General features: G+C 71.0%; 22 protein-coding genes. 7 read left to right on the top strand and 15 right to left on the bottom strand.

Annotation, left to right across the window (positions count from 1 at the left end):
• Positions 1-116 precede the first annotated feature (116 nt).
• Complete coding sequence (locus AC07FA_RS24775; RefSeq protein WP_479078261.1) at positions 117-419, bottom strand: hypothetical protein; 303 nt, start codon at positions 417-419, stop codon at positions 117-119.
• A gap of 135 nt (positions 420-554) precedes the next feature.
• Positions 555-1709, bottom strand: a complete 1155-nt coding sequence (locus AC07FA_RS24770) for an adenosine deaminase (RefSeq protein WP_479078259.1) — start codon at positions 1707-1709, stop codon at positions 555-557.
• Positions 1710-1812: 103 nt separating this feature from the next.
• On the opposite strand from AC07FA_RS24770, the gene AC07FA_RS24765 reads away from it, so the two are divergent.
• Positions 1813-2574 carry an alpha/beta hydrolase gene (locus AC07FA_RS24765; RefSeq protein ID WP_479078257.1) on the top strand — a complete coding sequence of 254 codons (762 nt, stop codon included), beginning with the start codon at positions 1813-1815 and terminating at the stop codon, positions 2572-2574.
• A gap of 109 nt (positions 2575-2683) precedes the next feature.
• On the opposite strand, the gene AC07FA_RS24760 is transcribed toward AC07FA_RS24765, so the two are convergent.
• Complete coding sequence (locus tag AC07FA_RS24760; protein WP_479078255.1) at positions 2684-3637, bottom strand: LysR family transcriptional regulator; 954 nt, start codon at positions 3635-3637, stop codon at positions 2684-2686.
• A 62-nt stretch (positions 3638-3699) separates the two neighbouring features.
• On the opposite strand from AC07FA_RS24760, the gene AC07FA_RS24755 reads away from it, so the two are divergent.
• The 3 genes from AC07FA_RS24755 (at position 3700) to AC07FA_RS24745 (ending at position 6881) form a co-directional block, all read left to right on the top strand.
• Positions 3700-4995 carry an MFS transporter gene (locus AC07FA_RS24755; protein ID WP_479078253.1) on the top strand — a complete coding sequence of 432 codons (1296 nt, stop codon included), beginning with the start codon at positions 3700-3702 and terminating at the stop codon, positions 4993-4995.
• Positions 4996-5081: 86 nt separating this feature from the next.
• Entirely contained in the window at positions 5082-5798 is a 717-nt protein-coding gene (locus AC07FA_RS24750; RefSeq protein ID WP_479078251.1) for a L,D-transpeptidase family protein, read from the top strand.
• Positions 5799-5891: 93 nt separating this feature from the next.
• Positions 5892-6881, top strand: a complete 990-nt coding sequence (locus AC07FA_RS24745) for a sigma-70 family RNA polymerase sigma factor (RefSeq protein WP_479078250.1) — start codon at positions 5892-5894, stop codon at positions 6879-6881.
• 68 nt (positions 6882-6949) lie between these two features.
• On the opposite strand, the gene AC07FA_RS24740 is transcribed toward AC07FA_RS24745, so the two are convergent.
• Entirely contained in the window at positions 6950-7279 is a 330-nt protein-coding gene (locus tag AC07FA_RS24740; RefSeq protein ID WP_479078248.1) for an STAS domain-containing protein, read from the bottom strand.
• A 258-nt stretch (positions 7280-7537) separates the two neighbouring features.
• Between AC07FA_RS24740 and AC07FA_RS24735 the strand changes: the two genes are divergently transcribed.
• Positions 7538-10885, top strand: a complete 3348-nt coding sequence (locus tag AC07FA_RS24735; protein ID WP_479078246.1) for a S8 family peptidase — start codon at positions 7538-7540, stop codon at positions 10883-10885.
• A 73-nt stretch (positions 10886-10958) separates the two neighbouring features.
• Here AC07FA_RS24735 and AC07FA_RS24730 read toward each other — a convergent pair whose 3' ends face one another.
• From AC07FA_RS24730 to AC07FA_RS24680, 11 genes are all read right to left on the bottom strand, one after another.
• On the bottom strand, positions 10959-12236 hold the full coding sequence (locus AC07FA_RS24730) for a thymidine phosphorylase (RefSeq protein WP_479078244.1): 1278 nt from the start codon (positions 12234-12236) through the stop codon (positions 10959-10961).
• Positions 12237-12356: 120 nt separating this feature from the next.
• Positions 12357-12755 (bottom strand): cytidine deaminase, encoded by a 399-nt coding sequence (locus tag AC07FA_RS24725; RefSeq protein WP_479078243.1) that lies wholly within the window; start codon positions 12753-12755, stop codon positions 12357-12359.
• On the bottom strand, positions 12752-14041 hold the full coding sequence (locus AC07FA_RS24720; protein WP_479078242.1) for an ABC transporter permease: 1290 nt from the start codon (positions 14039-14041) through the stop codon (positions 12752-12754). Before AC07FA_RS24720 ends, AC07FA_RS24725 begins: the two co-directional genes overlap by 4 nt.
• Positions 14038-15153: an ABC transporter permease gene (locus AC07FA_RS24715; protein ID WP_479078241.1), complete on the bottom strand. Its 1116-nt coding sequence runs from the start codon at positions 15151-15153 to the stop codon at positions 14038-14040. The genes AC07FA_RS24720 and AC07FA_RS24715 overlap by 4 nt, the downstream gene beginning before the upstream one ends.
• Positions 15150-16772 carry an ABC transporter ATP-binding protein gene (locus AC07FA_RS24710; RefSeq protein WP_479078287.1) on the bottom strand — a complete coding sequence of 541 codons (1623 nt, stop codon included), beginning with the start codon at positions 16770-16772 and terminating at the stop codon, positions 15150-15152. Before AC07FA_RS24710 ends, AC07FA_RS24715 begins: the two co-directional genes overlap by 4 nt.
• Before the next feature lie 250 nt (positions 16773-17022).
• A complete protein-coding gene (locus AC07FA_RS24705) occupies positions 17023-18063 on the bottom strand; it encodes a BMP family lipoprotein (RefSeq protein ID WP_479078239.1) in 1041 nt (346 codons plus the stop codon).
• Positions 18064-18201: 138 nt separating this feature from the next.
• On the bottom strand, positions 18202-19446 hold the full coding sequence (locus AC07FA_RS24700; RefSeq protein WP_479078286.1) for an amidohydrolase: 1245 nt from the start codon (positions 19444-19446) through the stop codon (positions 18202-18204).
• Positions 19447-19624: 178 nt separating this feature from the next.
• Positions 19625-20683 (bottom strand): hypothetical protein, encoded by a 1059-nt coding sequence (locus AC07FA_RS24695; RefSeq protein ID WP_479078237.1) that lies wholly within the window; start codon positions 20681-20683, stop codon positions 19625-19627.
• Between the two features lie 10 nt (positions 20684-20693).
• Positions 20694-21623: an N-acetylneuraminate synthase family protein gene (locus tag AC07FA_RS24690; RefSeq protein WP_479078236.1), complete on the bottom strand. Its 930-nt coding sequence runs from the start codon at positions 21621-21623 to the stop codon at positions 20694-20696.
• A 13-nt stretch (positions 21624-21636) separates the two neighbouring features.
• Positions 21637-22890, bottom strand: coding sequence for a cytidylyltransferase domain-containing protein (locus AC07FA_RS24685; protein ID WP_479078235.1), 1254 nt, complete (start codon positions 22888-22890; stop codon positions 21637-21639).
• Between the two features lie 80 nt (positions 22891-22970).
• Positions 22971-24359, bottom strand: coding sequence for a DUF6716 putative glycosyltransferase (locus AC07FA_RS24680; RefSeq protein WP_479078234.1), 1389 nt, complete (start codon positions 24357-24359; stop codon positions 22971-22973).
• A 219-nt stretch (positions 24360-24578) separates the two neighbouring features.
• Between AC07FA_RS24680 and AC07FA_RS24675 the strand changes: the two genes are divergently transcribed.
• Positions 24579-25559, top strand: a complete 981-nt coding sequence (locus AC07FA_RS24675) for a glycosyltransferase family 2 protein (RefSeq protein ID WP_479078232.1) — start codon at positions 24579-24581, stop codon at positions 25557-25559.
• Positions 25556-26869 carry a polysialyltransferase family glycosyltransferase gene (locus AC07FA_RS24670; protein ID WP_479078230.1) on the top strand — a complete coding sequence of 438 codons (1314 nt, stop codon included), beginning with the start codon at positions 25556-25558 and terminating at the stop codon, positions 26867-26869. Before AC07FA_RS24675 ends, AC07FA_RS24670 begins: the two co-directional genes overlap by 4 nt.
• The last annotated feature ends 29 nt before the right edge of the window (positions 26870-26898 follow it).

Here is a 26898-nt window from a genome sequence, read left to right as displayed (position 1 = left end):
CCCCCCCCCCCCCCCCCCCCCCCCCCCCCCCCCCCCCCTCCCCCCCCCCCCCCCCCCCCCCCCCCCCCCCCCCCCCCCCCCCCCCCCCCCCCCCCACGTGCGTGTGCGGGTGCTGTTCAGCCGCCGAGCGGCAGACCGTTCGCCGACACGCCCTTGGTGGGCAGGCCGCCGAGCAGACCGGTGACGGGGGCGGTGACGTCGCCGCCGATGCTCTGCTGGCCCTTGAGGAGCTGTCCGGCCGCGTCCTGCACGGTCGGCAGCGCCGCGCTGACGGCGTCCAGCGCGGTACCGGCGGGCACCGCGGCGGTCGCGGCGTCGACGGGCAACGCGGGGGCGGCGGAGGCCGAACCGGCGGCGGCAGCGGCGAAAGCGGCACCGAGAGCGGCGACGCCGAGAGTCCTGACAGCAGACTGCTTCATGTGAATGTCATCCTTGGGGAAGGGGATGTGAGCGGCTCTGCAACGTAGCCATCCCCTTACCCGTCCCGCAAACATGCGCAGACACGGAAAAAGGCCGGGGCATTGCCTTCCCCGGCCTTTCTCCTCATCGCTCGATCAGCCGGTCTTCGAGGAAGAACCGCTGGTCGTGACGGTCTGACGGAAAAGCCACTCGGACTTCAGCTCCGCGTATCCCGGCTTGACGACATCGTTGATCATCGCCAGACGTTCATCGAAAGGAATGAATGCTGATTTCATCGCATTGACGGTGAACCACTGCATGTCGTCGAGCGTGTATCCGAAGGTCTCGGTCAGCCGCTCGAATTCCTGGCTCATGCTCGTACCGCTCATCAGCCTGTTGTCCGTATTGACAGTGGCGCGAAAATGCAGCTTCCGGAGCAGTCCGATGGGGTGCTCGGCGTAGGACGAGGCCGCACCGGTCTGGAGGTTGGAGGTCGGGCAGAGCTCCAGCGGGATGCGCTTGTCGCGCACGTAGGAGGCCAGCCGGCCGAGGGTCACGCTGCCGTCGTCGGCGATCTCGATGTCGTCGATGATGCGGACCCCGTGACCGAGCCGGTCGGCGCCGCACCACTGGAGGGCCTGCCAGATCGACGGCAGGCCGAACGCCTCGCCGGCGTGGATCGTGAAGTGGTTGTTCTCCCGCTTGAGGTACTCGAACGCGTCGAGGTGCCGGGTGGGAGGGAAGCCCGCCTCGGCGCCCGCGATGTCGAAGCCGACGACCCCGAGGTCCCGGTAGCGGTTGGCGAGTTCGGCGATCTCCAGGGCGCGGGCGGCGTGCCGCATCGCGGTGAGGAGGGCGCCGACGCGGATGCGGTGGCCGTTGGCGCGGGCACGGCTCTCGCCCTCGCGGAAGCCCTCGTTGACGGCCTCGACGACCTCTTCGAGGGTCAGACCGCCTTCCAGGTGCTGCTCGGGGGCGTACCGCACCTCCGCGTAGACGACACCGTCCTCGGCGAGGTCCTCGGCGCACTCGGCCGCCACCCTGACCAGGGCCTCACGGGTCTGCATGACGGCGCAGGTGTGGGCGAACGTCTCCAGGTAGCGCTCCAGCGAACCGGAGTCGGCCGCTTCACGGAACCAGATGCCCAGCTTGTCGGGCTCCGTCTCCGGCAGGGCGTCGTAGCCCTGCGCGAGGGCGAGATCGACGATCGTGCCGGGGCGCAGGCCGCCGTCGAGGTGGTCGTGGAGCAGCACCTTGGGCGCACGCCTGATCTGCTCGGGATTGGGAACATTGAGGGTCTGGCTCGTCATCTGGGCACTCTAGCGCCTACGCGCGTAGAGCGCTGGCCTCCGATACGTAACAGAGACCGCGAAGTCGGGTGGAGTACACCTGCCCTTCTGACACTGTTCTGTCATGGCACAGCGCGCACTTCCCCTGCCTGCTGCGAGGCTGGGACGGGCCGTTCTCACGGCCGGAGCACCACCCGAGATCAGCGGCGTCGCCCTGCTGCTCCCGGACGGCGAAGCGGATTCGCACCGCAGGCCGTCCTCCCTGTCGTACGCGGTCCAGCTGCCGTTCGCCCGGCATCTGGCCCGCGCGGGCCGGCCGGACGGGCTCGCGGTGCATGTCGTGCGGTACCGCTGGCGCGGCTGGAACGCCACGGACGCGGCTCTGGCGGCCGACGCGGAGTGGGCGGCGGACGAGGTCGTACGGCGCTACGGCGACGTGCCCGTCTGTCTGGTCGGGCACGGCATGGGCGGGCGGGCGGCGCTGCGGGCCGCCGGGCACACCGCGGTCACCTCGGCGCTGGCGATGGCCCCCTGGCTGCCGGACGGCGCGGCGGACGAGGCCGAGCCGGTACGGCAGTTGGCGGGGCGGCGGGTGCTGATCGTGCACGGCACGAATGACGAACGCATCGATCCGGAACTGTCGTTCCGGCTGGCCGAGCGGGCGAAGAAGTCCAACCGGGACATCTGCCGGTTCGAGGTCCACTCGGACGGGCACGCCCTGCGGCAGCACCGGGCCGAAGTGGTGGCGCTGGCCGCGGACTTCGTACGAGGGTCACTGTTCGCACGCTCGTACGCCCGCCCGGTCGCCGACGCGCTGGCGGCTCCGCCGCCGTTGGGACTGCGGATGCCGTTGGCTGCGGGGTTCGGGCGGTCGTTGCGGCACTAGGGGGTGGGCGGGGGCCCCGGGTGCGGCCGGGAGCCGGCGATGGGAATCCCGGGCATTCCAAGCCCCTTCGGCGATTGAGGAGCGGGGTCCGGGGCGGAGCCCCGGGGCCTCAGTCCGGGAGGAGGTGGCCCCGGCGGGAGAGCAGGAAGCGTTTGAACGCGGCGACCGGCGGCGTGTCCGGGTGCCCGTCCAGCCACGCGACCCCGATCTCACGCGCCGCCCGCGGCGACGTGACCGTGAGCTCGACGACTCCCGGGCGCGCCACCGCGGGCGGTGGCAGCAGGGCGACGCCCAGGCCCGCGGCGACCAGCCCGCGCAGCGTCTCGGCCTCCTCGCCCTCGAAGGCGATCCGCGGGGTGAAGCCCGCTTCCGCGCAGAGGTCGTCGGTGATCCGCCGCAGGCCGTAGCCCGGTTCGAGGGTGACGAACGTTTCGTCGGCGGCCTCCGCCAGCCGCACCCGGCGGCGGGAGGCGAGCCGGTGGTCGTCGGGGACGACCAGGCGCAGCCGCTGTTCGTCGAGTCGGCGCGCGACCAGGTCCGGGGCGTCGGGGACGGGCGAGGTCAGGCAGAGGTCGAGACCGCCCGAGCGGAGGCGTTCGATCATCGCCTCGCCGTAGTTCTGGACCAGCTGGAAGCGGACCCGCGGGTGGTCGACGCGGAAGGCCCGGATCAGGGCGGGCACCGTCTCGGACCCCATGGTGTGCAGGAAGCCGAAGGCGACCTTGCCCGCCGTCGGGTCGGCGTCCGCCCGTACGGAGTCGGCCGCCTTCTCCACCTCGGTGAGCGCCCGGTCGGCGGAGGCCAGGAACGTACGTCCGGCCGGGGTGAGGGAGACCGTACGGCCCTTGCGGGCGAACAGCGCGACGCCCAGGTCCTGTTCCAGCCTGACCATCGCCCGCGACAGGGTGGACTGCGGGACACCCAGCTCGTGCGCGGCGCGCGTGACGTGCTCGTGGCGGGCCACCGCCTCGAAGTACGCGAGGCGTGGCGCGAGCACGGCGCGGATGTCTTCTTCGTAACTACTCGGTGACAGCCGGGGCTGTGGCCTGCGTTCATGCACCATGGGAACGATTATGACGACTTCGTGCATTGGACGCATGAAACCGGGCGGCCTACTTTCGACGTATGCCTCCTGCCAGTACCAAGGCGTCCATCCGAACGGTGGACGCCCCCGCACCTCCCTCTTCCCCCGCCTCCGCGCAGCGCCTGGAACCGGGTCGCCCCGGCTACCGCCGGATGAGCTTCGCGCTCTTCGCCGCCGGAGTCGCGACCTTCGCACTCCTCTACTCCACCCAGGCACTGCTGCCCGCCGTCTCCGCCTCGTTCGGCGCCACGGCGGGACAGGCCAGCTGGACGGTCTCCGCGGCGACCGGCGCGCTCGCGCTGTGCGTCCTGCCGCTGAGCGCCCTCTCCGAGCGCTTCGGACGCCGGCAGATGATGACCGCCTCGCTGACGGTGGCCGTGCTGGTCGGGCTGCTCATTCCCTTCGCCCCCTCCCTCGGCTGGCTGATCGCGCTGCGCGCCGTCCAGGGCGCCGCGCTCGCCGGACTGCCGGCGTCCGCGATGGCGTACCTGGCGGAGGAGGTACGGCCGAAGGCGCTGATCGCCGCGATCGGTCTGTTCGTGGCGGGCAACAGCATCGGCGGCATGAGCGGCCGCATCGTCACCGGCTGGGTGGCCCAGCTGTGGGGGTGGCGGGCGGCGCTCGGCGCGGTCGGACTGCTCGCCGTGGTCTGCGCGGTCGTCTTCCACTTCATGATCCCGAAGGCGCGTCACTTCACGCCTGGTTCGCTCAACCCGAAGGCCCTCGCGAAGACCGTCGGCACACACCTCGCCGATCCGCTGCTGCGACGCCTGTACGCGATCGGCGCGCTGTTCATGACGGTGTTCGGCGCGGTGTACACGGTGATCGGCTACCGGCTGGTCGAGGCTCCGTTCAACCTGCCGCAGGGGGTCGTCGGCTCGATCTTCCTGGTCTATCTGGTCGGTACGGCCTCCTCCGCCGCGGCGGGCAAGCTGGTCGGCCGGCTCGGCCGCCGGGGCGCGCTCTACCTGGCCGTCTCCACCACGGCCGCGGGACTGCTGCTGTCGCTGGCCGATCAGCTGGCGGCCGTGCTCCTCGGTCTTGTCCTGATCACGGCGGGCTTCTTCGCCGGACACGCGGTCGCCTCCTCCTCGGTGAGCCGTACGGCGACGACGGGCCGCGCCCAGGCCTCCGCGCTCTACCAGTCGGCGTATTACCTGGGCTCCAGCGCGGGCGGCACCCTCGGAGCGGTCGCCTTCCACGCCGGGGGCTGGGCGGGGACCGTGGCGCTGGGACTCTTCGCGGTCCTCGGCGTCGTGTCGATCACCCTGTACGGGACCCGGGTGGCGCGCGCCGAACGGCTGCGGGCCGTACCGGCGGTCGCGCTACCCAACTGAGACCTTCGCGCGCACAACCGGCGCTCCCCTTCGCGCGTCTAAGCAGGCGGTATCAACGCACTGCGTGCGAAGGGGAGTTGGCGCACATGGGAGTCATAGGAGACATTCGGAACGTCAGGATACGGCGGGGCGTCGCCCTGTCCGTCGCCGGCCTGATGGCGGCACCGGCCCTCGTTCTGAGTACGGGCACGTCCGCGCAGGCGGCTTCCTGCACGACGTCGACCGGGCCGTATCAGAAGAAGGTCGAGAAGTTCCTGGGCCGCCCGGTCGACGGCAGGCAGTCGGTCACCGACTGCAAGGCGATCCGGGCCTTCCAGGCCAAGCACGGCATCACACCGACCATCGGGTACGCCGGGCCGATCACCTGGCGCACGATGAACACGATGCTCGCCCAGAAGGCGGCAGGGAAGAACCCCAACAAGGCCAAGAAGTGCCCCACCAACAAGGGGCGCATCGCGTGCGTGGACCTGACCAGGCAGCTCAGCTGGATCCAGGACGGCTCCAAGCTGAAGTACGGCCCGGTGGCGGTACGGACGGGGCGCAACGGCGCGGAGACGCGTACCGGCGCGAGCAAGGTCTACTGGCGCACGATCAAGCACTGGTCGACCATCTACCACGTGTGGATGCCGTACTCACAGTTCTTCGACGGCGGCCAGGCGTTCCACTCGGTCACCAAGAGCATGTACAACCCGCCCGGTTCGGGCGGCTGCGTCAACATGCGGAGCAAGGACGCGAAGGCGTACTGGAATCTGCTGCGCAACGGCGACGACGTCCACGTGTACGGACGCAAGCCCGGAACGTGAGCGGCTTCCTCGCTTCCCGCCCGATTGTCAGTGGCCTGCGGTAGCTTCCACAGTGCTGAGTGAGTGGTGTCACAGCGCAACAGGGGTGGAGCGATGAGTGATCTGACCGTGACGGCCGATATCGACAGCCGTCTGGAGGGACACCGGGTCGAGCTGACCGGCTACTGCTACCGGATGCTCGGCTCGGCCTTCGAGGCCGAGGACGCGGTCCAGGACACGCTGGTGCGTGCCTGGCGCAACTTCGACAAGTTCGAGGGACGTTCCTCCCTGCGCTCCTGGCTCTACCGCATCGCGACCAACGTCTGCCTGGACATGCTGAACGCGGGCAACAAGCGGGCCAGGCCGGTGGATCTGACCGGGCCGACGCCGCTGGCGCAGGCCGCGCTCAACCCGCTGCCGGAGAACACCTGGCTGGAGCCGATGCCGGACGGCCGCATCCTGCCGTCGGTGGCCGATCCGGCGGAGGCCGCCGTGGCCCGCGAGTCGGTGCGGCTGGCCTTCGTCGCCGCGCTCCAGCACCTGCCGCCCAAGCAGCGGGCCGTGCTCATCCTTCGTGAGGTGCTGGCCTGGAAGGCGAGCGAGGTCGCCGAGCTGCTCGACACCTCGGTCGCCTCGGTCAACAGCGCCCTCCAGCGGGCGCGGGCGACGCTCACGGAGACGGAGGGGCGCGCCCCGGACACGGCGAATCCGCTCGACGAGGAGCAGCGCAAGCTCCTGGAGCGGTATGTGGCGGCCTTCGAGGGGTATGACATGGCGGCGCTGACCGCGCTGCTCCACGAGGACGCCGTGATGACCATGCCGCCGTTCGACCTCTGGCTCCAGGGGCACGACGACATCACGGGCTTCATGCTCTCCATCGGTGCGAGCTGCGCGGGTTCGCGGCTGGTGGCGACCGAGGCCAACGGGACCCCGGCGTTCGCGCACTACAAGCCGAATCCGGACGGCCCCGGGTTCGTGCCGTGGGCCGTGCAGGTCATCGATATCGAGGACGGGGCGATCACCGGGATGCACTGCTTCCTGGACACCCCCCGCTGGTTCCCGCTGTTCGGACTGCCGGATCACCTCGACGCCGATCCGGCGTAAGACTCCGCCGCCCGTTCGTCGCCGTCCGGGCGCGGGGCCGGTCTTCCCGATCAGGTCCCGCGTCCGCGTCAGGCCGGGTCCCGCGTCGGGTCCCGGCCTCGCAGGCCCACCGCCCCGGCCAGCCCGACCAGCTCCAGCAGGGACCGGAGCTCGGGCGGGACGTTGCGCAGCCGTAGCTCCCGGCCGCCCGCCCTGCGCGCGATCAGCCTCAGCCGGGCCACCGCCTCGACCAGGGCCAGGTCGGGGCGTACGACTCCGCCCACGTCACAGTCCACCGCGGCGACGGGCCCGGGGGCGTCCCCCGCGGTGCCGTACAGCAGCTTCTCCAGCTCGGCGCAGAGTCGCGGTACGTCGGCCCTGGTGACGCGGCCGGACACGACGAGCTCTATCGGGGTCATGGCATCCACATGAGAAAGGACCGGTGCTGCGGCCGAAACTCATCGGAGTCCGGTGCGGGGGCCCTGGAAATGACCGCCACACCCGGTCGCCGACGGGCGCAAAGCGCTGTAATTCCGCCAACTCGCGACTCATGAGCCACTTTTGTGAACCCAGCGGCCTCTTTCCCCCTCTTGAACCGTGAACCGGTGGCACTGGCAGTCACACAGCTGCCCCGGACCTGCGGTTCCGAGGAACCACTTCATTCTCCAGGGGGAGAGTTGCGCAGACACGTCAAGAGCGCATGCGTATCGACCATCGCCGCGGCGGCCGCCGTGGCACTCGCGGCCGGGATGACCACCCCGGCCGCGGCACAGCCGGACCGCCTTCCGCCGAAGGGCGAGCGGGCCGCTGCCGCGCATCACCTCACGCTCGTCACCGGCGACCGCGTCCAGGTGGACGCCAAGGGCCGGATCGTGGGCTTCGAGCCCGCGAAGGGCCGTGAGCACATACCCGTGCAGAAGCAGGTACGCGGCGGGCACACGCTCCTCGTGCCCGCCGACGCGCGCCGGCTGATCGCGTCCGGCAAGCTCGACCAGCGGCTGTTCGACGTCACGGAGCTGAACCGGCCGGAGAACCGCCGGGCCCAGCAGCAGGGTCTGCGCCTGATCGTCGGCTACCGGGGCACCCAGGCCGCCGCGGCGAAGGCCGAAGTGGGTGACGCCGGTGGCACGACCGTCGGCCGCACCCTGAAGTCGCTGAACGCCCAGTCGCTGACCACGCCGAAGGCCGACGCGCCCGCCATCTGGCAGGCGCTCACCGACACGTCCGCGGGCGGCGACCGGCGCACCACGGCGGCCGGCATCGACCGCGTCTGGCTGGACGGCGTCCGCCGGGCGAGCCTCGACAAGAGCGTCGCGCAGATCGGTGCGCCGACGGCCTGGGAGGCCGGTTACACCGGCAAGGGCGTCAAGATCGCTGTCCTGGACACCGGTGTGGACGCCACCCACGCCGATCTCAAGGACCAGGTCCTCGCACAGAAGAACTTCTCCGACGCCGCCGACGCCGTGGACCGCTTCGGCCACGGTACGCACGTGGCGTCGATCGCGGCGGGCACGGGCGCCGCGTCGGGCGGCACGCTCAAGGGCGTGGCTCCCGAGGCCGAGCTGCTGAACGGCAAGGTGCTCGACGACGACGGTTTCGGCAACGACTCCGGCATCCTGGCAGGCATGGAGTGGGCGGCCGCCGAGGGCGCCGACATCGTCAACCTGAGCCTGGGTGGCGGGGACACTCCCGAGATCGATCCCCTTGAGGCGGCGGTCAACAAACTGTCGGCCGAGAAGGGCATCCTGTTCGCCATCGCGGCGGGCAACGAGGGTGAGGGCGGGGCCTCCACCGTCGGCTCCCCGGGCAGCGCGGACGCCGCGCTGACCGTCGGCGCGGTCGACGACAAGGACGTGCTGGCGCCGTTCTCCAGCCGTGGCCCGCGCGTCGGCGATGGTGCGATCAAGCCGGATGTGACGGCTCCCGGCGTGGACATCACGGCCGCCGCCGCACCCGGCTCCGTCATCGACAAGGAGGTCGGCCAGAAGCCTCCGGGCTACCTGACCATCTCCGGTACGTCGATGGCGACCCCGCACGTCGCGGGCGCCGCAGCCCTGTTGAAGCAGCAGCACCCCACGTGGACGTACACGGAGCTGAAGGGTGCGCTGACGACCTCTGCGAAGCCGGGCGCGTACACCCCGTTCGAGCAGGGTTCCGGCCGGATCGCCGTCGACAAGGCGCTCGGCCAGACGATCGTCGCGGACCCCGTGTCGGTGAGCTTCGGGCTGCAGCAGTGGCCGCACACCGATGACACCCCGGTCGCCAAGAAGGTGACGTACCGCAACCTCGGTACGGCGGACGTCACCCTCGATCTGGCGGTGAACGGGACCGGCCCGGACGGCAAGCCCGCTCCGGCCGGTTTCTTCACCCTGGGCGCGTCGCAGGTCACCGTCCCCGCGGGCGGCACCGCCGATGTGGCGCTGACGGCCGACACCCGGCTGGGCTCCACGGTGAACGGCACGTACTCCGCGTACCTCGTGGGCACCGGTGGCGGACAGACGGTCCGGACGGCGGCGGCGGTCGAGCGCGAGATCGAGTCGTACGAGGTGAAGGTCACCTACATCGGCCGTGACGGCAAGCCGGCCTCGTACGCCGACAGCGACCTCTTCGGCCTCTCGGGCGCGGCCGACGGCGTGTGGGCCACCCCGCAGAACACCAAGGGCACCGCCACGGTCCGGGTTCCCAAGGGGAAGTACGCGCTCAACGCCAACCTGTACGTGGACCCGGACGACTCCACCAAGGGCGTCGACTGGCTCGTGCAGCCGAAGCTCGACGTGAACGGGAAGACGGCCGTCACCCTCGACGCGCGCACCGCGAAGGCAGTGAACATCACGGTGCCCGCGAAGTCGCTGACGTCCCTGCTGATGGCGCCGGACTACACCATCGGCGCCCCGTCCAACTCGTTCACCTTCGGCTGGTTCCTGGACACGTACAAGAACTTCCGGACCGCGCACGTGGGTCCGAAGGTCACCGACGGTTCGCTCGCCCAGCACTGGCTGGGCAGCTGGGCCAAGGGCGCGTCCACCGAGTACGACATCGCGCTCGGCGGCCCGGTCAAGCAGTTCGCCACCGGCTACGCACGCAAGCTCACGGCCGGCCAGTTCGCCAAGGTGAAGATCGGCATGGGCGCCCCGGCGCCGAAGAAGACCGGCGAGATCACGGCCTGGGGCACGCTCCCCAGCATGACCGGCGGTACGGCCACGTCGACGACGCAGAAGCTCCCCGGCACCCGTACGGTCTACGTCTCGACCGTCGACAAGGCCCGCTGGAACTTCGACTTCTCGCAGCTCGGCGGGGCGGACGAGGACGGCTCACCGATGTACGAGTCGCAGTACTCGCTCGGTGACCCGCGGACGTACGCGGGCGGCAAGACGTACAAGAAGTCCGTCAACACGGCGGTCTTCGGCCCGCTGTTGGGCGACGCCTACGGCATCTACCGCACGGACAACGAGATCACCGGTCTGGTGCCGCTCGTCGCCGACGGCAGCGGGAACGCCGGGTCGTCCGAGCTGACCTCGGTCAAGACGGTCCTGTACCGCAACGGCAAGAAGCTGGCCCAGAACAACGACCCGCTGTACGGCGAGACGCCGTTCACGGTGCCGTCCGGTGCCGCCGACTACACGCTGAAGACCTCGGTGCGGCGCAGCGCCACGATCGGTGCGGCCTCCACCCGGATCGACGCGGGCTGGACGTTCCGGTCCAAGAAGACGAGCGGAGCGAAGCTCCCGGCCTCCATGGTGCGCTTCACGCCCGCCGTGGGCCCGGACAGCAGGGTGGCGGCGGGCAGGACCGCTTCCGTGCCGGTCCAGGTGCAGGGTTCGGCCGCGGGCAAGAACCTGAAGTCGCTGAAGGTGTACGTCAGTTACAACGCCGGGAAGACCTGGAAGAAGGTCACGGTGAAGAAGAACGCGATCTCCGTGAAGAACCCCGCGAAGGGCAAGTCGATCTCCTTCGCGGCCAAGGTCACGGACAAGAAGGGCAACCTGTCGACGGTGGCCGTCTACAACGCCTACTACGGCAAGTAGAACCACCCCCCGCAGGACAGCGGCCCGCCCGGACGATCTCCTCGTCCGGGCGGGCCGTTCGCGTGCCGTGCCGTTACGCGATGCGCTCGCGCACCACCGGGGTCGGAGTGAACTCCGTGCCGGCCGGGGCGATGTCGTAGGCGTCGGGCAGCGCCTTCAGGGCGTACTCGAACTTCTCCGGGGTGTCCGTGTGCAGCGTCAGCAGGGGCTGGCCCGCCGTGACGCTGTCGCCGGGCTTGGCGTGCATCTCGACGCCCGCGCCCGCCTGCACCGGGTCCTCCTTGCGGGCGCGGCCCGCACCGAGGCGCCAGGCCGCGACGCCGATGTCGTACGCGTCGAGGCGGGTCAGTACGCCGGAGGAGCGCGCGGTCACCACGTGCTGCTCGCGGGCGACCGGCAGTTCGGCGTCCGGGTCGCCGCCCTGGGCGGAGATCATGCGGCGCCAGACGTCCATCGCGGAGCCGTCGGCGAGGGCCTTCTCCGGGTCGGCGTCCTTGAGGCCGGCCGCGTCCAGCATCTCCCGGGCGAGGGCGAGGGTCAGGTCGACGACGTCCTGGGGGCCGCCGCCGGCCAGGACCTCGACGGATTCCCGTACCTCCATGGCGTTGCCCGCGGTCAGGCCGAGCGGGGTCGCCATGTCGGTGAGCAGGGCGACGGTCCGTACGCCGCTGTCGGTGCCCAGCGCGACCATGGTGGAGGCCAGTTCGCGGGCGTCCTCGATGGTCTTCATGAAGGCGCCGGAGCCGACCTTGACGTCCAGGACCAGTGCTCCGGTCCCCTCGGCGATCTTCTTCGACATGATCGAGCTGGCGATGAGCGGGATCGCCTCGACGGTGCCGGTGACGTCGCGGAGCGCGTACAGCTTCTTGTCGGCGGGGGCGAGGCCGTCACCGGCCGCACAGATCACCGCGCCGGTACCCTCCAGGACGCTCAGCATCTCCTCGTTGGAGAGGTGCGCGCGCCAGCCGGGGATGGACTCCAGCTTGTCGAGGGTGCCGCCGGTGTGGCCGAGACCGCGGCCGCTGAGCTGCGGCACGGCCGCGCCGCAGGCCGCGACGAGCGGGGCCAGGGGCAGCGTGATCTTGTCGCCGACGCCACCGGTGGAGTGCTTGTCCGTGGTGGGACGGGAGAGCGAGGCGAAGTTCATCCGCTCGCCGGAGGCGATCATCGCGGCGGTCCAGCGGGCGATCTCGGTGCGGTTCATGCCGTTCAGCAGAATCGCCATGGCCAGCGCGGACATCTGCTCGTCGGCGACCTCGCCGCGGGTGTACGCGTCGATGACCCAGTCGATCTGTTCGGGTGTCAGCTCGCCGCGGTCCCGCTTGGTGCGGATGACGGAGATGGCGTCCATGGGAGGGGAGTCCTTCCGGCCGGGGGCGTACGCAAGAGTTCTTGACTCTACGCGCATAGAGGTTTGATCGAGCACAGGGCGGGCCCGGACGGGCCCGCCCTGTGCCTGGTGAGAAACGGCCTAGGCCAGGTGCTGGGGGCCGAACGCCTGGGGCAGCATCTCGTCCAGCGTACGGAGACCGTCCGGGGTCTCCAGGACGAGTTCCGGGCCGCCGAACTCGTACAGCAGCTGCCGGCACCTGCCGCACGGGACCAGGATCGCGCCCGCCCCGTCCACACAGGTGAAGTGGGTCAGCCGGCCGCCACCGGTGGCGTGCAGCTGGGAGACCAGTCCGCACTCGGCGCACAGCCCGATGCCGTACGAGGCGTTCTCGACGTTGCAGCCGACGATCGTACGGCCGTCGTCGACGCGGGCCGCGACGCCGACCGGGTAGCCCGAGTACGGCGCGTAGGCACGGGACATGGCGTCCCGGGCAGCCGTGCGCAGGGCCTCCCAGTCGACGTCCGCGGCGGCCGTCACTTGCCCTGGCCCTTGCGGTAGCGCATGCCGTCCGCCTTCGGCATCCGCAGCCGCTGCGCGGAGAGCGAGAGCACGAGGAGCGTGACGATGTACGGCGTGGCGCTCACGAACTCGGTCGGCACCGTGTCCGTGGTGAGGTACCAGACCAGCACGGCGGCGGCGATCGCGGCGCTGATCACGCCCGGCACATAGCTCTTGCGGTAGAGCTTCCAGGCCGCGAGGCCCGCCAGCATGACCACCAGGAGCAGCAGCAGCGCGTGGACGGACTCGCCGCCGTTGCGCAGCTGGAGCGCGTCGGCGAAGCCGAACAGGCCCGCGCCCATGGCGAGTCCGCCGGGCCGCCAGTTGCCGAAGATCATCGCGGCGAGGCCGATGTAGCCGCGCCCACCGGTCTGACCCTCGTTGTAGATGTGCGAGGTGACCAGCGAGAGGAACGCGCCGCCGAGTCCGGCGAGGCCGCCGGAGGCGATCACGGCGACGTACTTGTAGAAGTACACGTTGACGCCGAGCGATTCGGCGGCGACCGGGTTCTCGCCGCAGGACCGCAGCCGCAGGCCGAACGAGGTCTTCCACAGGATGAAGAACGTGGCCACGAACAGGGCCGCGGCCACCAGCGTCAGCAGCGACACGTTGGTGACCAGGCCGCCGAGGATGCCGGCCACGTCGGAGACGAAGAACCAGTGGTGCTTCTCGACGGAGTGCAGCCAGTCCGAGAGGCCCGGGACCGTCACGGTCGTGATCTCGTCGGCGGGCGGCGACTGCTTGGGGCTGCCGCCCTTCGCCGCCGCGTCACCGGTGTTGAACCAGAGCTTGGCGAAGTAGGTGGTGAACCCGAGCGCCAGGATGTTGATCGCGATACCGGAGATGATGTGGTCGACGCCGAAGGTGACGGTGGCGAAGGCGTGCAGCAGTCCGCCGAGCATGCCGCCGACGACACCGGCGAGCACGCCGATCCACGGGTCGGTCTGCCAGCCGGCCCAGGCACCGAAGAAGGTGCCGAGGATCATCATTCCCTCAAGACCGATGTTGACCACACCGGCCCGCTCGGCCCAGAGACCGCCGAGACCGGCGAGGCCGATCGGCACGGCCATCGCGAGGGCGGCGCTGATCTGGCCCGCCGACGTGACGTCCTGGGCGCCGGTGATGGCGCGTACCGCGGACAGCGCGAGCAGGGCGCCCGCGATGATCAGGAGGATGACGGGGAACGAGAAGCGCGTGCGCCCGCCCTTGCCACCGGAAACCTTGGGGGCTGCGGGCGGCGGGGTGGAAGTCGCCGTGGCGGTCACGCCGACACCTCCTGCTGGTCGGAGTTACGGGCGGCCTGTGCGGCGAGTTCCGCGCCGACCTTGCTCTGCTGGCGCTTGAGGCCGTAGCGGCGGACGACTTCGTAGGCGATGACGACGCACAGGACGATGACGCCCTGGATGACGCCGACGATCTCCTTGTCGTACCCCTCGAACTCGAGCTTTCCGGTGCCGCGTTCGAGGAAGGCCCACAGGAGCGCGCCGAGGGCGATGCCGATCGGGTGGTTACGGCCGAGGAGTGCGATGGCGATACCGGTGAAGCCGATGCCGACCGGGAAGTCGCCGCTGTACTCGAAACTGTCGTTGAGCAGCGTCGGCATGCCGATCAGGCCGGCCATCGCGCCGGAGATGAGCATCGACGTGACGACCATCTTCTTCACGTTGACGCCGCTGGCCTCGGCGGCCGAGCCGGACTGGCCGACGGTCCGCAGGTCGAAGCCGAACCGGGTGCGCGAGAGCGCGAACCAGTAGGCGACGCCCGCCACCACCGCGACGACGATGAAGCCCCAGATCGGGGTGGGTGTGGTCGGGAACTCGAAGAAGTGCGACGACTCCGGGATCGGAGTGGTCGAGATCTTCGTGCCGGCCTTGTCGAGGTGGCCGAGCCGGCCCTGCTGGAGCAGATAGCCGATGATCGCCGTCGCGATGGCGTTCAGCATGATCGTCGAGACGACCTCGCTGACACCGCGGGTGACCTTCAGGACACCGGCGATACCGGCCCACATCGCGCCGACGATCATCGCGGTGAGGATGATCAGCGGGATCTGGAGGGCGCCGGGCAGGGTCAGCGCGCCGCCGAGGGCGGCGGCGAAGAAGGCGGCGAGACGGTACTGCCCGTCGACACCGATGTTGAACAGGTTCATCCGGAAGCCGACGGCCACCGCGAGACCCGCGAGGTAGTAGGTCGTGCCCTTGTTCAGGATGTAGACCTGGCTGTCCGACTTCATGCCGTAGTCGAACATGATGCCGAAGGCGTTGAACGGTTCCTTGCCCGTCGCGGCCAGGACCAGCGCGGTCACCAGGAAGGCGACCACGATCGCGAGCAGCGGGGCCGCGATCCCCAGGAGCAGCCGCTCCTTGTCGAACTTCTTCATCGGTCCTCTCCCCCGTCGGGGTCGTTCACGGCGCGGGTGTCGTCCGCACCGGGTGCGGCGGGATCGCCGTCCCCGGCCGGGGCTTCCAGGTGTCCGCTCGCCGCGCCCGTCATGGCGGAGCCGAGCTCCTCGGGGGTGATCGTCGCCGGGTCGGCGTCCGCGACCAGCCGGCCCCGGAACATCACGCGCAGCGTGTCGGAGAGCCCGATCAGCTCGTCGAGGTCGGCGGAGATGAGCAGCACCGCCAGGCCCTCGCGGCGCGCCTCGCGGATCTGGTCCCAGATCTGCGCCTGCGCGCCGACGTCCACACCACGGGTGGGGTGGGCGGCGATCAGCAGCTTGGGGCTGTGGCTCATCTCGCGGCCGACGATCAGCTTCTGCTGGTTGCCGCCGGAGAGCGAGGCCGCGGTGACCTCGATGCCGGGGGTACGGACGTCGTACTCGCGCACGATCCGCTCGGTGTCGGCGCGGGCCGCCTTCAGGTCGAGGAAGGCGCCCTTGCTGTTGGGGCGCTCGGTGACGTGACCGAGGATGCGGTTCTCCCAGAGGGGGGCCTCCAGGAGCAGACCGTGCCGGTGGCGGTCCTCGGGGATGACCGCCATGCCGTCCTCGCGGCGCTTGCGGGTGGCGGCGTGGGAGATGTCCGCGCCGTCCAGCGTGAGGACACCGGCGTCGAGGGTGCGCATGCCCATGATGGCGTCGACCAGTTCGGACTGGCCGTTGCCCTCGACGCCCGCGATGCCCAGCACCTCACCCTTGTGGATGGTGAAGGAGACGCCGTCGAGCACGGCACGCACCACCCCGTCCGGGTCGGTGGCGGTCAGCCGCAGGTCGTCGACGGTCAGCATGGGCACGTCGGTGACGGTGGACTCGCGGGTCTCCGGCGACGGCAGCTCGCTGCCGACCATCAGCTCGGCGAGCTGCTTGGTCGTGGTGTGCGCGGGGTCGGCTGTGCCCACCGTCGTACCGCGCCTGATGACGGTGATCTCGTCGGCGACGGAGAGCACCTCGCCCAGCTTGTGCGAGATGAAGATGACGGTGAGGCCCTCGGCCTTGAGTTCGCGGAGGTTGTCGAAGAGCGCGTCGACCTCCTGCGGTACGAGGACGGCGGTCGGCTCGTCGAGGATCAGCGTGCGCGCGCCGCGGTAGAGGACCTTGAGGATCTCCACGCGCTGGCGGTCGGCGACGCCGAGGTCCTCGACCATGGCGTCAGGGCGGACGCCGAGGCCGTACGCGTCGGAGATCTCCTTGATCCTGGCGCGGGCCCGGTCCCCGATGCCGTGCAGCTTCTCGGAGCCGAGTACGACGTTCTCCAGGACGGTCAGATAGTCGGCGAGCATGAAGTGCTGGTGCACCATGCCGATGCCGCGGTCGATGGCGTCACCCGGGTTGCTGAACGAGACCTGCTCGCCGTCCACCGCGATGGTGCCCTCGTCCGGCTTCTGCATGCCGTACAGGATCTTCATCAGGGTGGACTTGCCGGCGCCGTTCTCGCCGACGAGGGCGTGCACGGTGCCGCGGCTCACGGTGATGTCGATGTCGTGGTTGGCCACGACTCCGGGGAATCGCTTGGTGATGCCGCGGAGCTCGACGGCATGAGGACTGCTGGACGCTTTGATGGCGCACTCTCCTTGGCAGGAGCGGAGGGCGGGGGCGGTGACTGGGTACGTCGGCGGGATCAGGACGGGTCGGTGCGGGGGGCGTGGCGAAAAATACCGTGCCCCACGCACGCTACGCGCGTAGCGCCACCGAATCGTTGGCCACCTGGCGGCAGGTGGCGCAGGAGACGCCCATGGACGTCCCCGTACACGACCGGGGCCCGGCGGAGCGGCCGAAGCCGCTTCACCGGGCCCCGAATCAACGGGCTGGTCAGACGGTGGTCTTGACCTTGATGGTGCCGTCGACGATCTTCTTCTTCGCCTCGTCGAGCTCCGCCTGGATGTCCTTGAGGTGGTCACCCGTGGTGGTCAGGCTGACGCCGTTCTTGGCGAGGGAGTACGTCTGCGTGCCGGTCAGCGGCTTGCCGTCCTTGACGGACTTGGCCAGGTCGTAGACACCGGCGTCGACGTTCTTGACGACCGAGGTCATGATCGTGGACGCGTACTTCGACAGGGCCGGGTCCTTGGCCTGGTCGGAGTCGACGCCGATGGACCAGGCGCCCTTCTTGCCCGCGACGGCCTCGATGGAACCGGCGCCGGAGCCGCCCGCGGCGGCGAAGATGACGTCCGCGCCCTTGTCGAGCATGCCCTTGGCGGCGGCCTTGCCCTTGTCGGGGCTGCCGAAGCCGGACAGGTCCGAGCCCGTGGACAGGTACTGGATCTGCACCTTGGCCTTCGGGTTCGTCTCCAGGACGCCCTGCTGGAAGCCCGCGGCGAACTTCTTGATCAGCGGAAGGTCGACACCGCCGATGAAGCCGATCTGGCCGTCCTTGGACTTCAGCGCGGCCGCGACACCGGCGAGGTAGGAGCCCTGCTCCTCGGTGAAGACGATGTTGTCGACGTTCTTCGCCTCGGCGACCGAGTCGACCAGGCCGAAGCTGACGTCCGGGTACTTCGCCGCGATCTTGTCGACGGCCGCCTGGTAGGCGAAGCCGACGGCGATGACCGGGTTGTAGCCACCCTCGGCGAGCGACTGCAGGCGCTGCTCGCGGTCGGCGGGGGTCTCACCGGTCTTGGCGGTGAGCTCCTTGGTCTCGGCGTCGAACTCGGCCTTGGCCTTGTCCAGGCCGCGGGCCGCGGAGTCGTTGAACGAGTTGTCGCCACGGCCGCCGACGTCGTAGGCCATGCCGATCTTCATCTGGTCCTTGTCGGAGCCAGTGTCCTCGGTGGAGGACTCGCCACACGCGGTGGCGGTGAAGGCGAGGGCCGCGGTGACAGAACACGCGACAGCAAACTTGGATACCCGGCGCAAGGGAAGGCTCCTTCAAACCTGACCGAAGCGCCTCTTCCGGCGCTGGTTTCGCCGCGATCGTAACGCGCGTAGATGTCAGATAAGGACCTGTACGGAAGCCGTTATCGGATCGTCGCGAACAGGAGGTGGCCTGTCCGGTTACGTGCGGTTGCCATCGAGCAACGCGGCGGCGGTGAAGAGCTCCACTCCGACCGTGATCGCCTCCTCGTCCGCGTCGAAGTTTCCCCGGTGCAGGTCGAGGCCGCGCGTATCTCCGGGGGTGCGTACCCCGAGCCGTGCCATCGCGCCCGGAACGTGCTCCAGGTACCAGGAGAAATCCTCTCCGCCGAGGCTCTGCTCGGTGTCCTCGATCGCATACGACCCACGTCGTTCCGTCATCGCGGCGCCGAGGAGATCGATCGCCGACGCGTCGTTCACGACGGGCGGCACGCCGCGCACGTACTCGATCACGGTCTTGGCCCCGTACATTCCGGCCACCTCGTCGATCGCCGCGTGCACCAGGTCGGGCGCCGCCCGCCAGGCGGCCAGATCCAGACAGCGGACCGTTCCGGACATCTCGGCGTGTTGCGGGATCACGTTGCAGGCGTGACCGGTCTCCAGCCGCCCCCAGGTGACGGCGAGCCCGGAGCGCGCGTCCACCCGGCGCGCGAGCAGCGCGGGCACCTCGGTGGCCACCTTGGCCGCGGCGGTGACCAGATCGGTGGTCAGGTGCGGCCGGGCGGTGTGCCCGCCGGGCCCGTCCAGGGACACCTCCAGCCGGTCGCAGGCGGAGGTGATGGCCCCGGCCCGGAGCCCGATCCTGCCGACGTCGACCCGTGGATCGCAGTGCACTCCGATGATCCGGCCGACGCCTTCCAGCACTCCGGCCCCGATCGCGTCGGTCGCGCCGCCGGGCAGCACCTCCTCGGCCGGCTGGAAGATCAGCCGGACGGCGTTCGGCAGGAGCCCCTGGCGGTCGAGCCCGGCCAGCACGAGGCCCGCCCCGAGGACGGTGGCGGTGTGGATGTCGTGCCCACAGGCATGCGCCCGCTCGGGCACGGTGGACCGGTAGGAGACGCCCGCCTTGGTGTCCGGGATGGGCAGCGCGTCGATGTCCGCGCGCAACGCCAGCATGGGCCGTACGCCGTCCCACGTACCGACGTCGCACATCACCCCGGTCCCGGTCTCCAGCACCCGGGGCGCGAGCCCGGCCGCCTCCAGCCGGGCCTTGATGGCGGCGGTCGTACGGAACTCCTGGTTGCCGAGCTCCGGGTGCATGTGCAGATCACGCCGGAACGCGATGAGCTCCAGCCGGAGCTCGTCGGACAGGGCCCCCGGCAGGGCACCGGCCTGGGCCGCTCCCCCGGAGAGCTCGGCATCGGAGTGGGACGCGCGGGACTTCAACTGGTTCACCTGTTGAAGGGTAGAGCCCCTTGCCCCTCAACTGACCACAGATCAACAAAACTTCAGCCGCATAGAGGAACAAAAGATGGTGCGGCGGCGTGTGGCGTGAGATGGGGGTGGGTAAGCTCCTGCGCCCGTTCGGCGCCCGGGACGCCCCTCAGCGGGCGCCCTCGGCGTCTCAGGCCTCCCCCAGCGCTGTCGAGGTGACCCGCCAGGGTGCCAGGCGCTGGACGTCGCGAGCGGTCTCCGTGACCCCGCTCAGGAAGCCGTGCGCGCGGGGTGACGCCGATTCGCGGAGCCATTCCGGGGCGATGTCGCAGACCGCGACCTTCACTCCCGTGCCCGCCAGGGCCAGGGGGAGGGTGTGGACCACCGTGGAGGGGAAGCTCAGGACCGTGTGGCCGATCGGGCCGCGGCGGGCGATGAGTTCCAGGGGGAGGTCCGGGCGGACGATCTCCAGGCCGGTGGCGGCTTCCAGGGCGTGGAGCTTCTCCGCGGACTCACGGCGGTGCGCGAAGTAGCGGGTGGCGTTGTGGGCGCGGGCCAGGGCGAGGACGGCCTCCTGGTACGGGACCGGGTCGACCACGCCCGTCTCGACCAGGGAGGTGCCGACCAGGTCGGCGCCGCGGGTGATCAGGGGCGGGCCGAAGCGCGCGCGGGTCCAGCCGAAGGTGTTCGGGGTGATCACGATGCCGGGCGGAGCCTCGACCGGCATCGCGGTGAACACCTCGACCGTGTGGGTCGCCGAGGGGGTGAAGCGGCGGCGGGCGGCGGCCGTGACCGGGGCCAGGACCAGTTCGCGCGGGCCCTTGCTGCCACCCCGGCGGTGCCAGCGCACGAGGCGTTCGCCCCGGGCCAGCTGGGCCACGAACTCCATGGTGGCCGTGCCGTCGTCGACCACCGTGAGGCGCCGGGCGCGGACCATCGTGAGGAGCAGCTGCACATAGCGGGAGAACGGGTCGCCGATGACGATGTGCTCGGCCCGGCGGACGAGGCCCGCCAGGGCGCGCAGGGTCTTCAGAGGCGCGCCGGCGTCGCCGCGCGCCTCCTGCCATCGGACGGTGATGCCCTCGTCGCGGGCCAGCTCTGCCATCCGGCGCAGCTGACCGCGCGACATCGGGTCGACCGGGGGGAGGACGACGACCGTGGTGGCGGTCGCGTCGGGTCCTCCCCTTGCGTGGGTCCACTCCAGGACGTTCAGGAGCTGGACCGGGCTCTCGACGAAGGCGAGGTTCACCGGTCGGCGCTCAGACCGCGACCGGCTCGGCGGCCGTGTCGCTCTCGGCGACGACGCCCGTGACGCGGCGGAGCTTCTTCATCGGGCCGAGCTCCGACTCGTACACCTTCTTGACACCGTCGCCGAGGGAGGCCTCGATCGTGCGGATGTCGCGGACCAGGCGGGTCAGGCCCTGCGGCTCGACGGAGGCGGCCTGGTCGGAGCCCCACATGGCGCGGTCGAGGGTGATGTGGCGCTCGACGAACGCGGCGCCGAGGGCGACGGCGGCCAGCGTGGTCTGGAGGCCCGTCTCGTGGCCGCTGTAGCCGATCGGGACGTTGGGGTACTCCTGCTGGAGGGTGTTGATCACGCGGAGGTTGAGCTCCTCCGCCTTCGCCGGGTACGTCGAGGTGGCGTGGCAGAGCAGGATGTTGTCCGAGCCCAGGACCTCCACGGCGTGGCGGATCTGGCGCGGGGTCGACATACCGGTGGAGAGGATGATCGTGCGGCCGGTCGCGCGGAGGGCGCGCAGCAGCTCGTCGTCGGTGAGGGAGGCGGAGGCCACCTTGTGGGCCGGGACGTCGAACTTCTCCAGGAAGGCGACGGCCTCGGTGTCCCACGGGGAGGCGAACCAGTCGATGCCGCGCTTGGCGCAGTGGTCGGCGATCGTGCGGTACTCGTCCTCGCCGAACTCGACGCGGTGGCGGTAGTCGATGTACGTCATCCGGCCCCAGGGGGTGTCGCGCTCGATGTCCCACTGGTCGCGCGGGGTGCAGATCTCCGGGGTGCGCTTCTGGAACTTGACGGCGTCGCAGCCGGCTTCGGCGGCCACGTCGATCAGCGCGAGGGCGTTGTCGAGGTCGCCGTTGTGGTTGATGCCGATCTCGCCGGTGACGTAGACGGGGCGGCCGGGGCCCGCGGTGCGGGTGCCGAGGGTGCGCAGACGGGAGGGGTTGCTCATGGTGGTGCGTTCCTTACTTGGTGGGGGTGGAGACAGGGGTGGTGGTGAGGGTGGGGCCCAGGAGCCAGGCCGCGATCTCGCGGATGGCGCCGAACCCGCCGGGTGTGGTCGTGACGGCGCGCGCCGCGGCGCGTACCGAGTCGTGGGCGCTCGCGACGGCGACGGGCCAGCCCGCGAGGCCGAAGCAGGGCAGGTCGTTGACGTCGTTGCCGACGTAGAGGACGCGCTCGGGGGCGATGGACTGCTCCTCGCACCACTGCTTGAGTGCCTCGTCCTTGCGGTCGATGCCGTGCAGGACGGGGACCTGGAGCTTGCGGGCGCGGGCGGCGACGACCGGGTTCTGTTCCGTGGAGAGGATCAGAAGCGGCAGGCCCGCCTTGCGCAGGGCCGCGATGCCCAGGCCGTCGCCCCGGTGGACGGCGACCGTCTCGCGCCCGTCGGACTCGATGAGGACCCGGTCGTCGGTCTGCGTGCCGTCGAAGTCGAGGACGACGGCGTCGATGTCCTCACGGGTGGGCAGCGGTGAGGGGTCCAGGAGCGGCGCGAGGGCACGGGCGCGGGCCAGGTCGTGCGGGTCGTCGATCTCCAGCACCCGGGCCGGGTCGGTGCGCACCAGCGCGGTGTGGCCGAAGAAGCGGTGGCGGTGGGTGCGGAAGCCCGTCACGTCCATGGCGTACGCGGCGCCGGTCTCCAGCAGGTCCTGGGGGCGGTCCTGGCGGCGGGGGCGTACGGCCTTGTCGTGGTTGACGCCGTAGGTGTCGTCCTCGACCGCCTGGCCGTCGCGCCAGACGAAGCCGTGGAAGGGGGCGACGGTGACGGCCGTGTCGGCGCCCTCGTGGGCGACCGCGGCGGCGACACCGTCGATGTCCTCGCGGGTGACGAAGGGGCTGGTGCACTGCACCAGGAGGACCACGTCCGCCGTCCGGCCGGGCCGTTCCTCGTAGCTGTCGAGCGCGTGCAGGACCGCGGCCTCGCTGGTCGCGGTGTCCCCGGCGATGGCCGCGGGGCGCTGTACGCAGTGCAGCCGGGCGGTTTCGCCGAGCGCGGCGGCCGCTTCCGCTGCCGCTTCCGCGATGGCCGGGTCGTCGGTGGTGACGACGACGTCGGTGACCTCGGCGGAGCCGAGGCAGGCGCGTACGGCACGGGCGACCAGGGGGACGCCGCCGACCTGGGCGAGGTTCTTGGCGGGGACGCCCTTGGAGCCGCCGCGGGCGGGGATCACCGCGAGCACGGTCGGTGCCGGGGACGGGGTCGGGGTCGGCGTCATGGCAGCTCCTGAAGTGGTGGTCTCGGCGTGGGTGTCCGCGGTGCGCCCGGTCCCGGCAGGGGAGTTCGCGCGGCGCCCGGTCACAGCTCGCCCATCCGGCGGATCACCGGGGCGACGCGCTGGACGCCCTGCCGGTAGGCCCCGCGTGCCGCGTTGCGTACGGTTTCGCGCACCGCTCCCCTGACACCGCCGGTCTCCCTGGGCGTCGCCGCGCCCGGCAGCGGATGGCCGTCGGGGCCCAGGTGGTGGCGGGCGAGGATGCCGGGGAGGTATCCCGGGGCGGTGGCGGGCGTGTAGTAGGGGGCGAGGGCCGGGAGTTGGCCGCGTGCGAGCAGGGCGGTGACCGCTGCCCTCGCGGTGTCGTACGCCGTGGCGTACGTGCCGTCGGCGGCGACGCCCTGGCCGGCCAGCCACTCCTCGTCGGGCCGGGGCCGGAATCCGCCGTCCAGCCGGTCCCAGGAGGTGAGGAGTCCGGAGCCTATGAAGTGGTGGTTGCCGAGCGCCTCGCGGACGCCGAGGTCGGAGAGGACGGCGGTCGGAATCCGCCGGTGCAGGGATTCGAGCGCGGCCGTCGAGGAGACGGTGACCAGCAGGTCGGTGCGGTCCAGGACCTCGCCCATGTGCCCGTACACCAGACGGAAGTTGGGCGGGAGGCCACCCGGGAGCCGCTCCGCCAGCCGTTGGTAGGGCAGCTCCTCGATGTGCGTGGTGTGCTCGCCCGGCTTGGAGCGCAGCTTCAGCAGCACCTCGCGGCGGGGGTGCAGCCGGGCGTGCTCGACGAGCCTGCGCAGCAGGTACGTACGGTCGGCGCGGGATGCCGGTACGGAGGGCTGGGCGGCGAACACGACGGTGTCGCGGCCCTCTTCCGGCTGGTGCGGCGCGCCGCCGAGGAACGGCAGGGCGGCCTCCGTGACGGCCGAGGCGTCGGCGCCCACCCCCTCGTACACCGCGCGGAAACGTTCCGCGTCGTGGCGGGAGTTGGCGAGGACGACATCGGCGCCGTGGCGCAGGAGGAGTCCGTCCGCGAGCTTCTCGTAGACGACCCCCACATAACCGGTGACGATCACGGGCCTGCGGGGCAGGTCCAGCGCGGCGAGCCCGTGCAGCATCGCCTGGACCGCGCCCCCGACAAGGGCGAGGACGACGAGGTCGTACCCCTCGTCCCGCACCGCGTGCAGGAATTCGACCGCCGTCACCTCTCGTACGCGAGCGGCGTCGATGCCCACCTCGCCCACCTCGGCGAGCTGCCGGGGGGTGGGCGTGGCACGGCCGCGCAGCAGCAGTCCGCTGACCTCGACGGGGCGTTCGGGTGCGAGCGACGCGCCGGTGCCGGTGGTGAGGCGGCGCGCGGTGAGCGCGCCCCATTTCCACCGGGTGTCGGAGTCGGCGAGTACGGCTACGCGGAGCGCCGTACTGCCGTCGGGGGCGGTTACGGCCGGATCGGCCGAATTGCTGGTACGTGGGGGCACGTCCTAGAAGTTAGGAAGGCATTCCGAGGAGGGGCCCAACGTGGCGGCAACAAATGGTTAACAGCCCACCGACGGTTGGCGAATCACCCCGGGAAATGGCCGTTCCGGACCCGGAATTCCTTTGGAATCAACCTGGTTCACCATTCCGACATTCGCCGTTCACTCAGCATCTTCGCTGGGGACAGGGCACATGCCGGGGCCCGCCCTAGCGTGATGCGGGTGGTCAAGCTCTCCGTCATCGTGCCGTTCTTCAACGTGCAGACATACGCGCCCGACACCCTCAGAAGCCTGCGGGCCAATGCCCGGGAGGACTTCGAGTTCATCCTCGTCGACGACTGTTCGACCGACGGGACGGCGGACCTCCTGCGCCGCGCGCGGGAGGAGATCCCCGGGGTGGTGCTGAGACGGCACGAGCGGAACCAGGGTCTGGCGACGGCCCGCAACACCGGCCTCGACGCGTCGAGGGGCGAGTACGTCACCTTCCTCGACGGCGACGACTGGCTGGCCCCCGGTCACTGCGCCGGCCTGGTCGCCGCGATGGACCGCCTGGACTGCGACTTCCTGCGCACCGACCATGTGCAGTGCACCGGCAAGTCCCGCTCCGTACGCAGAGTTCCGCACGGTCTGCGGGAGGTGCGGATGCATCCGCGCGAGGCCATCCTCCCGGCCGGTCGCACCACCTGCGTCGACTATCCGTACGCCTGGGCCGGCGTCTACCACCGCCGCCTGGTCGACCGCGGACTGATCCACTTCACGGACGGGCTGCGCACCGCCGAGGACCGGCCGTGGATCTGGCGGCTGCACCGCGAGGCGGACTCCTTCGCGGCCGTCGGACTGCTCGGGGTCTTCTACCGGCGCGGAGTCGCCTCATCCCTCACCCAGATCGGGGATATGCGGCAGCTCGATTTCATTCGCGCCTTCGACCAGGTAATCGAGGAGACCGCACAGGACCGGGAAGCGGAAACGCTTCTGCCGAAGGCGGTGCGTACGTATTGCGCGGTCATATCCCACCATCTGGGCACCACGTCCGCACTCGAACCCGGCGTGGCCCGCGCGCTGCGGTCGATGAGCGCCGCCGCCCTGCGCCGAATGCCGCAGGACCTTCTGGAAGAGACGATCGACTCCATGGGCATCGACAGGGCTTCACGGCTGCGGCGGCTGCGCCGCCGTCCCACCACGGGCACGGGTGCGGCGGCATGACCACTCAGATCTTCTGCGCCTCCACCCTGCGTGGTGCGGCCGTCCTGGCCGCCGCCATCGACGCGGACCGCTTCCGCCCCTCAGGCCGGCGGATACTCCTCGTCGGCAACCACGCCGCCGTGCCGGAGGTCAGCCCCTCCCTCGACGAACTGCCCGGATTCGACGCCCTTCGCGACCGCTTCGACGAGGTGCTCTCCTGGAACGAGGCGATCGCGCCGTTCCACCCGTCGGGCTGGTCCCCCCGGCCCGGCGACGCCCCCCTGTGGGAACGCCACCTGCGCCGGCTGTGGCAACTCGGGAACGAGGACGTGGAGTTGACGGTCGAGTCCATCGAGGGCAGACCTGCCACCGCCGTCACCGGCATCTTCCTGGGCGCACCCGTGCATGTGTACGAGGACGGGCTGTCGGGCTACGGGCCCACCGGAAGCAGACTCGACCCGCTGCTGGGCACCCGCGTGCGCCGGCTCCTGCACCTGGGCCTGGTGCCCGGTGTGCGGCCGTTGCTGCTGACGGAGTTCGGCGTGGCCGCCGAGGTCATCCCGGACGACGCCTTCCGCGCGGTCGTCCGGAAGGCCGGAGCTGCCTCGCCCGCGCCCAACGTTCCGTACCGCGCCCCGGCACTCCTCATCGGCGAGGGCCTCTCGGCGCTCCCGGGCCCCGGGCCCGAGGAGGAGGAGCCGCATCTTCGGATGCTGCGCGGCGCCGTCGGCCTCGGTCACCGGAGCCTCGTCCTCGCGCCGCATCCCGCGGCGCCGGCCCACCGGAGGGGCCCCCTCGAAGCGGAGGCCGAACGGCTGGGCGTGGAACTGACCGTGCTCGATCCGTCCGTGCTCGTGGAGGCGCTGTTCGAGCAGCTGCGGCCCGCGCTCGTGGTGGGCCGCTCCTCCCCCGCACTCTTCACCGCGCGGCAGCTGTACGGTCTCGACGTCGCGTGCACCGGAACGCGGGAGGCGCTGGAACGCCTCACGCCCTTCGAGAACAGCGGCCGCGTCCCGGTGGTCCTCGCCCACACCCTGCTGCCGGAGCTGGGAGCGGGGCTCACCCGGACGCCCGGGAATCCGGACCGGCTCGTCACCGCTCTCGGGTTCGTGATGCAGCCCCGTGTCCATGCCGGGCTGCGGCCCGCCGCCACCGCGTATCTCGCGGACGGCATCACCCCCGCCGAGCAGGCGCTCTTCCCGCGCCGCAGGCTGACGGTGCTCGGCCTCCCCGGCGGTCTGCCCGGCAGGCTCGCCGCCCTCTCCCGTAACCCGGCCCTGCGCCGGGCGGCGGTACGGGCGCGCCGGCTGGGGCGGACCGTCCGGCGCTGAGCACACGGAAGCCGGGCCCGCCGCTGAGC

This window comes from Streptomyces sp. NPDC045968, from assembly GCF_056430475.1.
Note: the sequence above shows the minus strand (reverse complement) of the source record. Positions and strands in the feature narration are given on the sequence as shown.

Bases quoted from the DNA above. Each gene is read 5' to 3' on its own strand.
- AC07FA_RS24775 (WP_479078261.1), bottom strand. From the start codon at position 419: ATGAAGCAGTCTGCTGTCAGGACTCTCGGCGTCGCCGCTCTCGGTGCC.
- AC07FA_RS24770 (WP_479078259.1), bottom strand. From the start codon at position 1,709: ATGACGAGCCAGACCCTCAATGTTCCCAATCCCGAGCAGATCAGGCGT.
- AC07FA_RS24765 (WP_479078257.1), top strand. From the start codon at position 1,813: ATGGCACAGCGCGCACTTCCCCTGCCTGCTGCGAGGCTGGGACGGGCC.
- AC07FA_RS24760 (WP_479078255.1), bottom strand. From the start codon at position 3,637: ATGGTGCATGAACGCAGGCCACAGCCCCGGCTGTCACCGAGTAGTTAC.
- AC07FA_RS24755 (WP_479078253.1), top strand. From the start codon at position 3,700: ATGCCTCCTGCCAGTACCAAGGCGTCCATCCGAACGGTGGACGCCCCC.
- AC07FA_RS24750 (WP_479078251.1), top strand. From the start codon at position 5,082: ATGGGAGTCATAGGAGACATTCGGAACGTCAGGATACGGCGGGGCGTC.
- AC07FA_RS24745 (WP_479078250.1), top strand. From the start codon at position 5,892: ATGAGTGATCTGACCGTGACGGCCGATATCGACAGCCGTCTGGAGGGA.
- AC07FA_RS24740 (WP_479078248.1), bottom strand. From the start codon at position 7,279: ATGACCCCGATAGAGCTCGTCGTGTCCGGCCGCGTCACCAGGGCCGAC.
- AC07FA_RS24730 (WP_479078244.1), bottom strand. From the start codon at position 12,236: ATGGACGCCATCTCCGTCATCCGCACCAAGCGGGACCGCGGCGAGCTG.
- AC07FA_RS24715 (WP_479078241.1), bottom strand. From the start codon at position 15,153: ATGAAGAAGTTCGACAAGGAGCGGCTGCTCCTGGGGATCGCGGCCCCG.
- AC07FA_RS24690 (WP_479078236.1), bottom strand. From the start codon at position 21,623: ATGAGCAACCCCTCCCGTCTGCGCACCCTCGGCACCCGCACCGCGGGC.
- AC07FA_RS24685 (WP_479078235.1), bottom strand. From the start codon at position 22,890: ATGACGCCGACCCCGACCCCGTCCCCGGCACCGACCGTGCTCGCGGTG.
- AC07FA_RS24670 (WP_479078230.1), top strand. From the start codon at position 25,556: ATGACCACTCAGATCTTCTGCGCCTCCACCCTGCGTGGTGCGGCCGTC.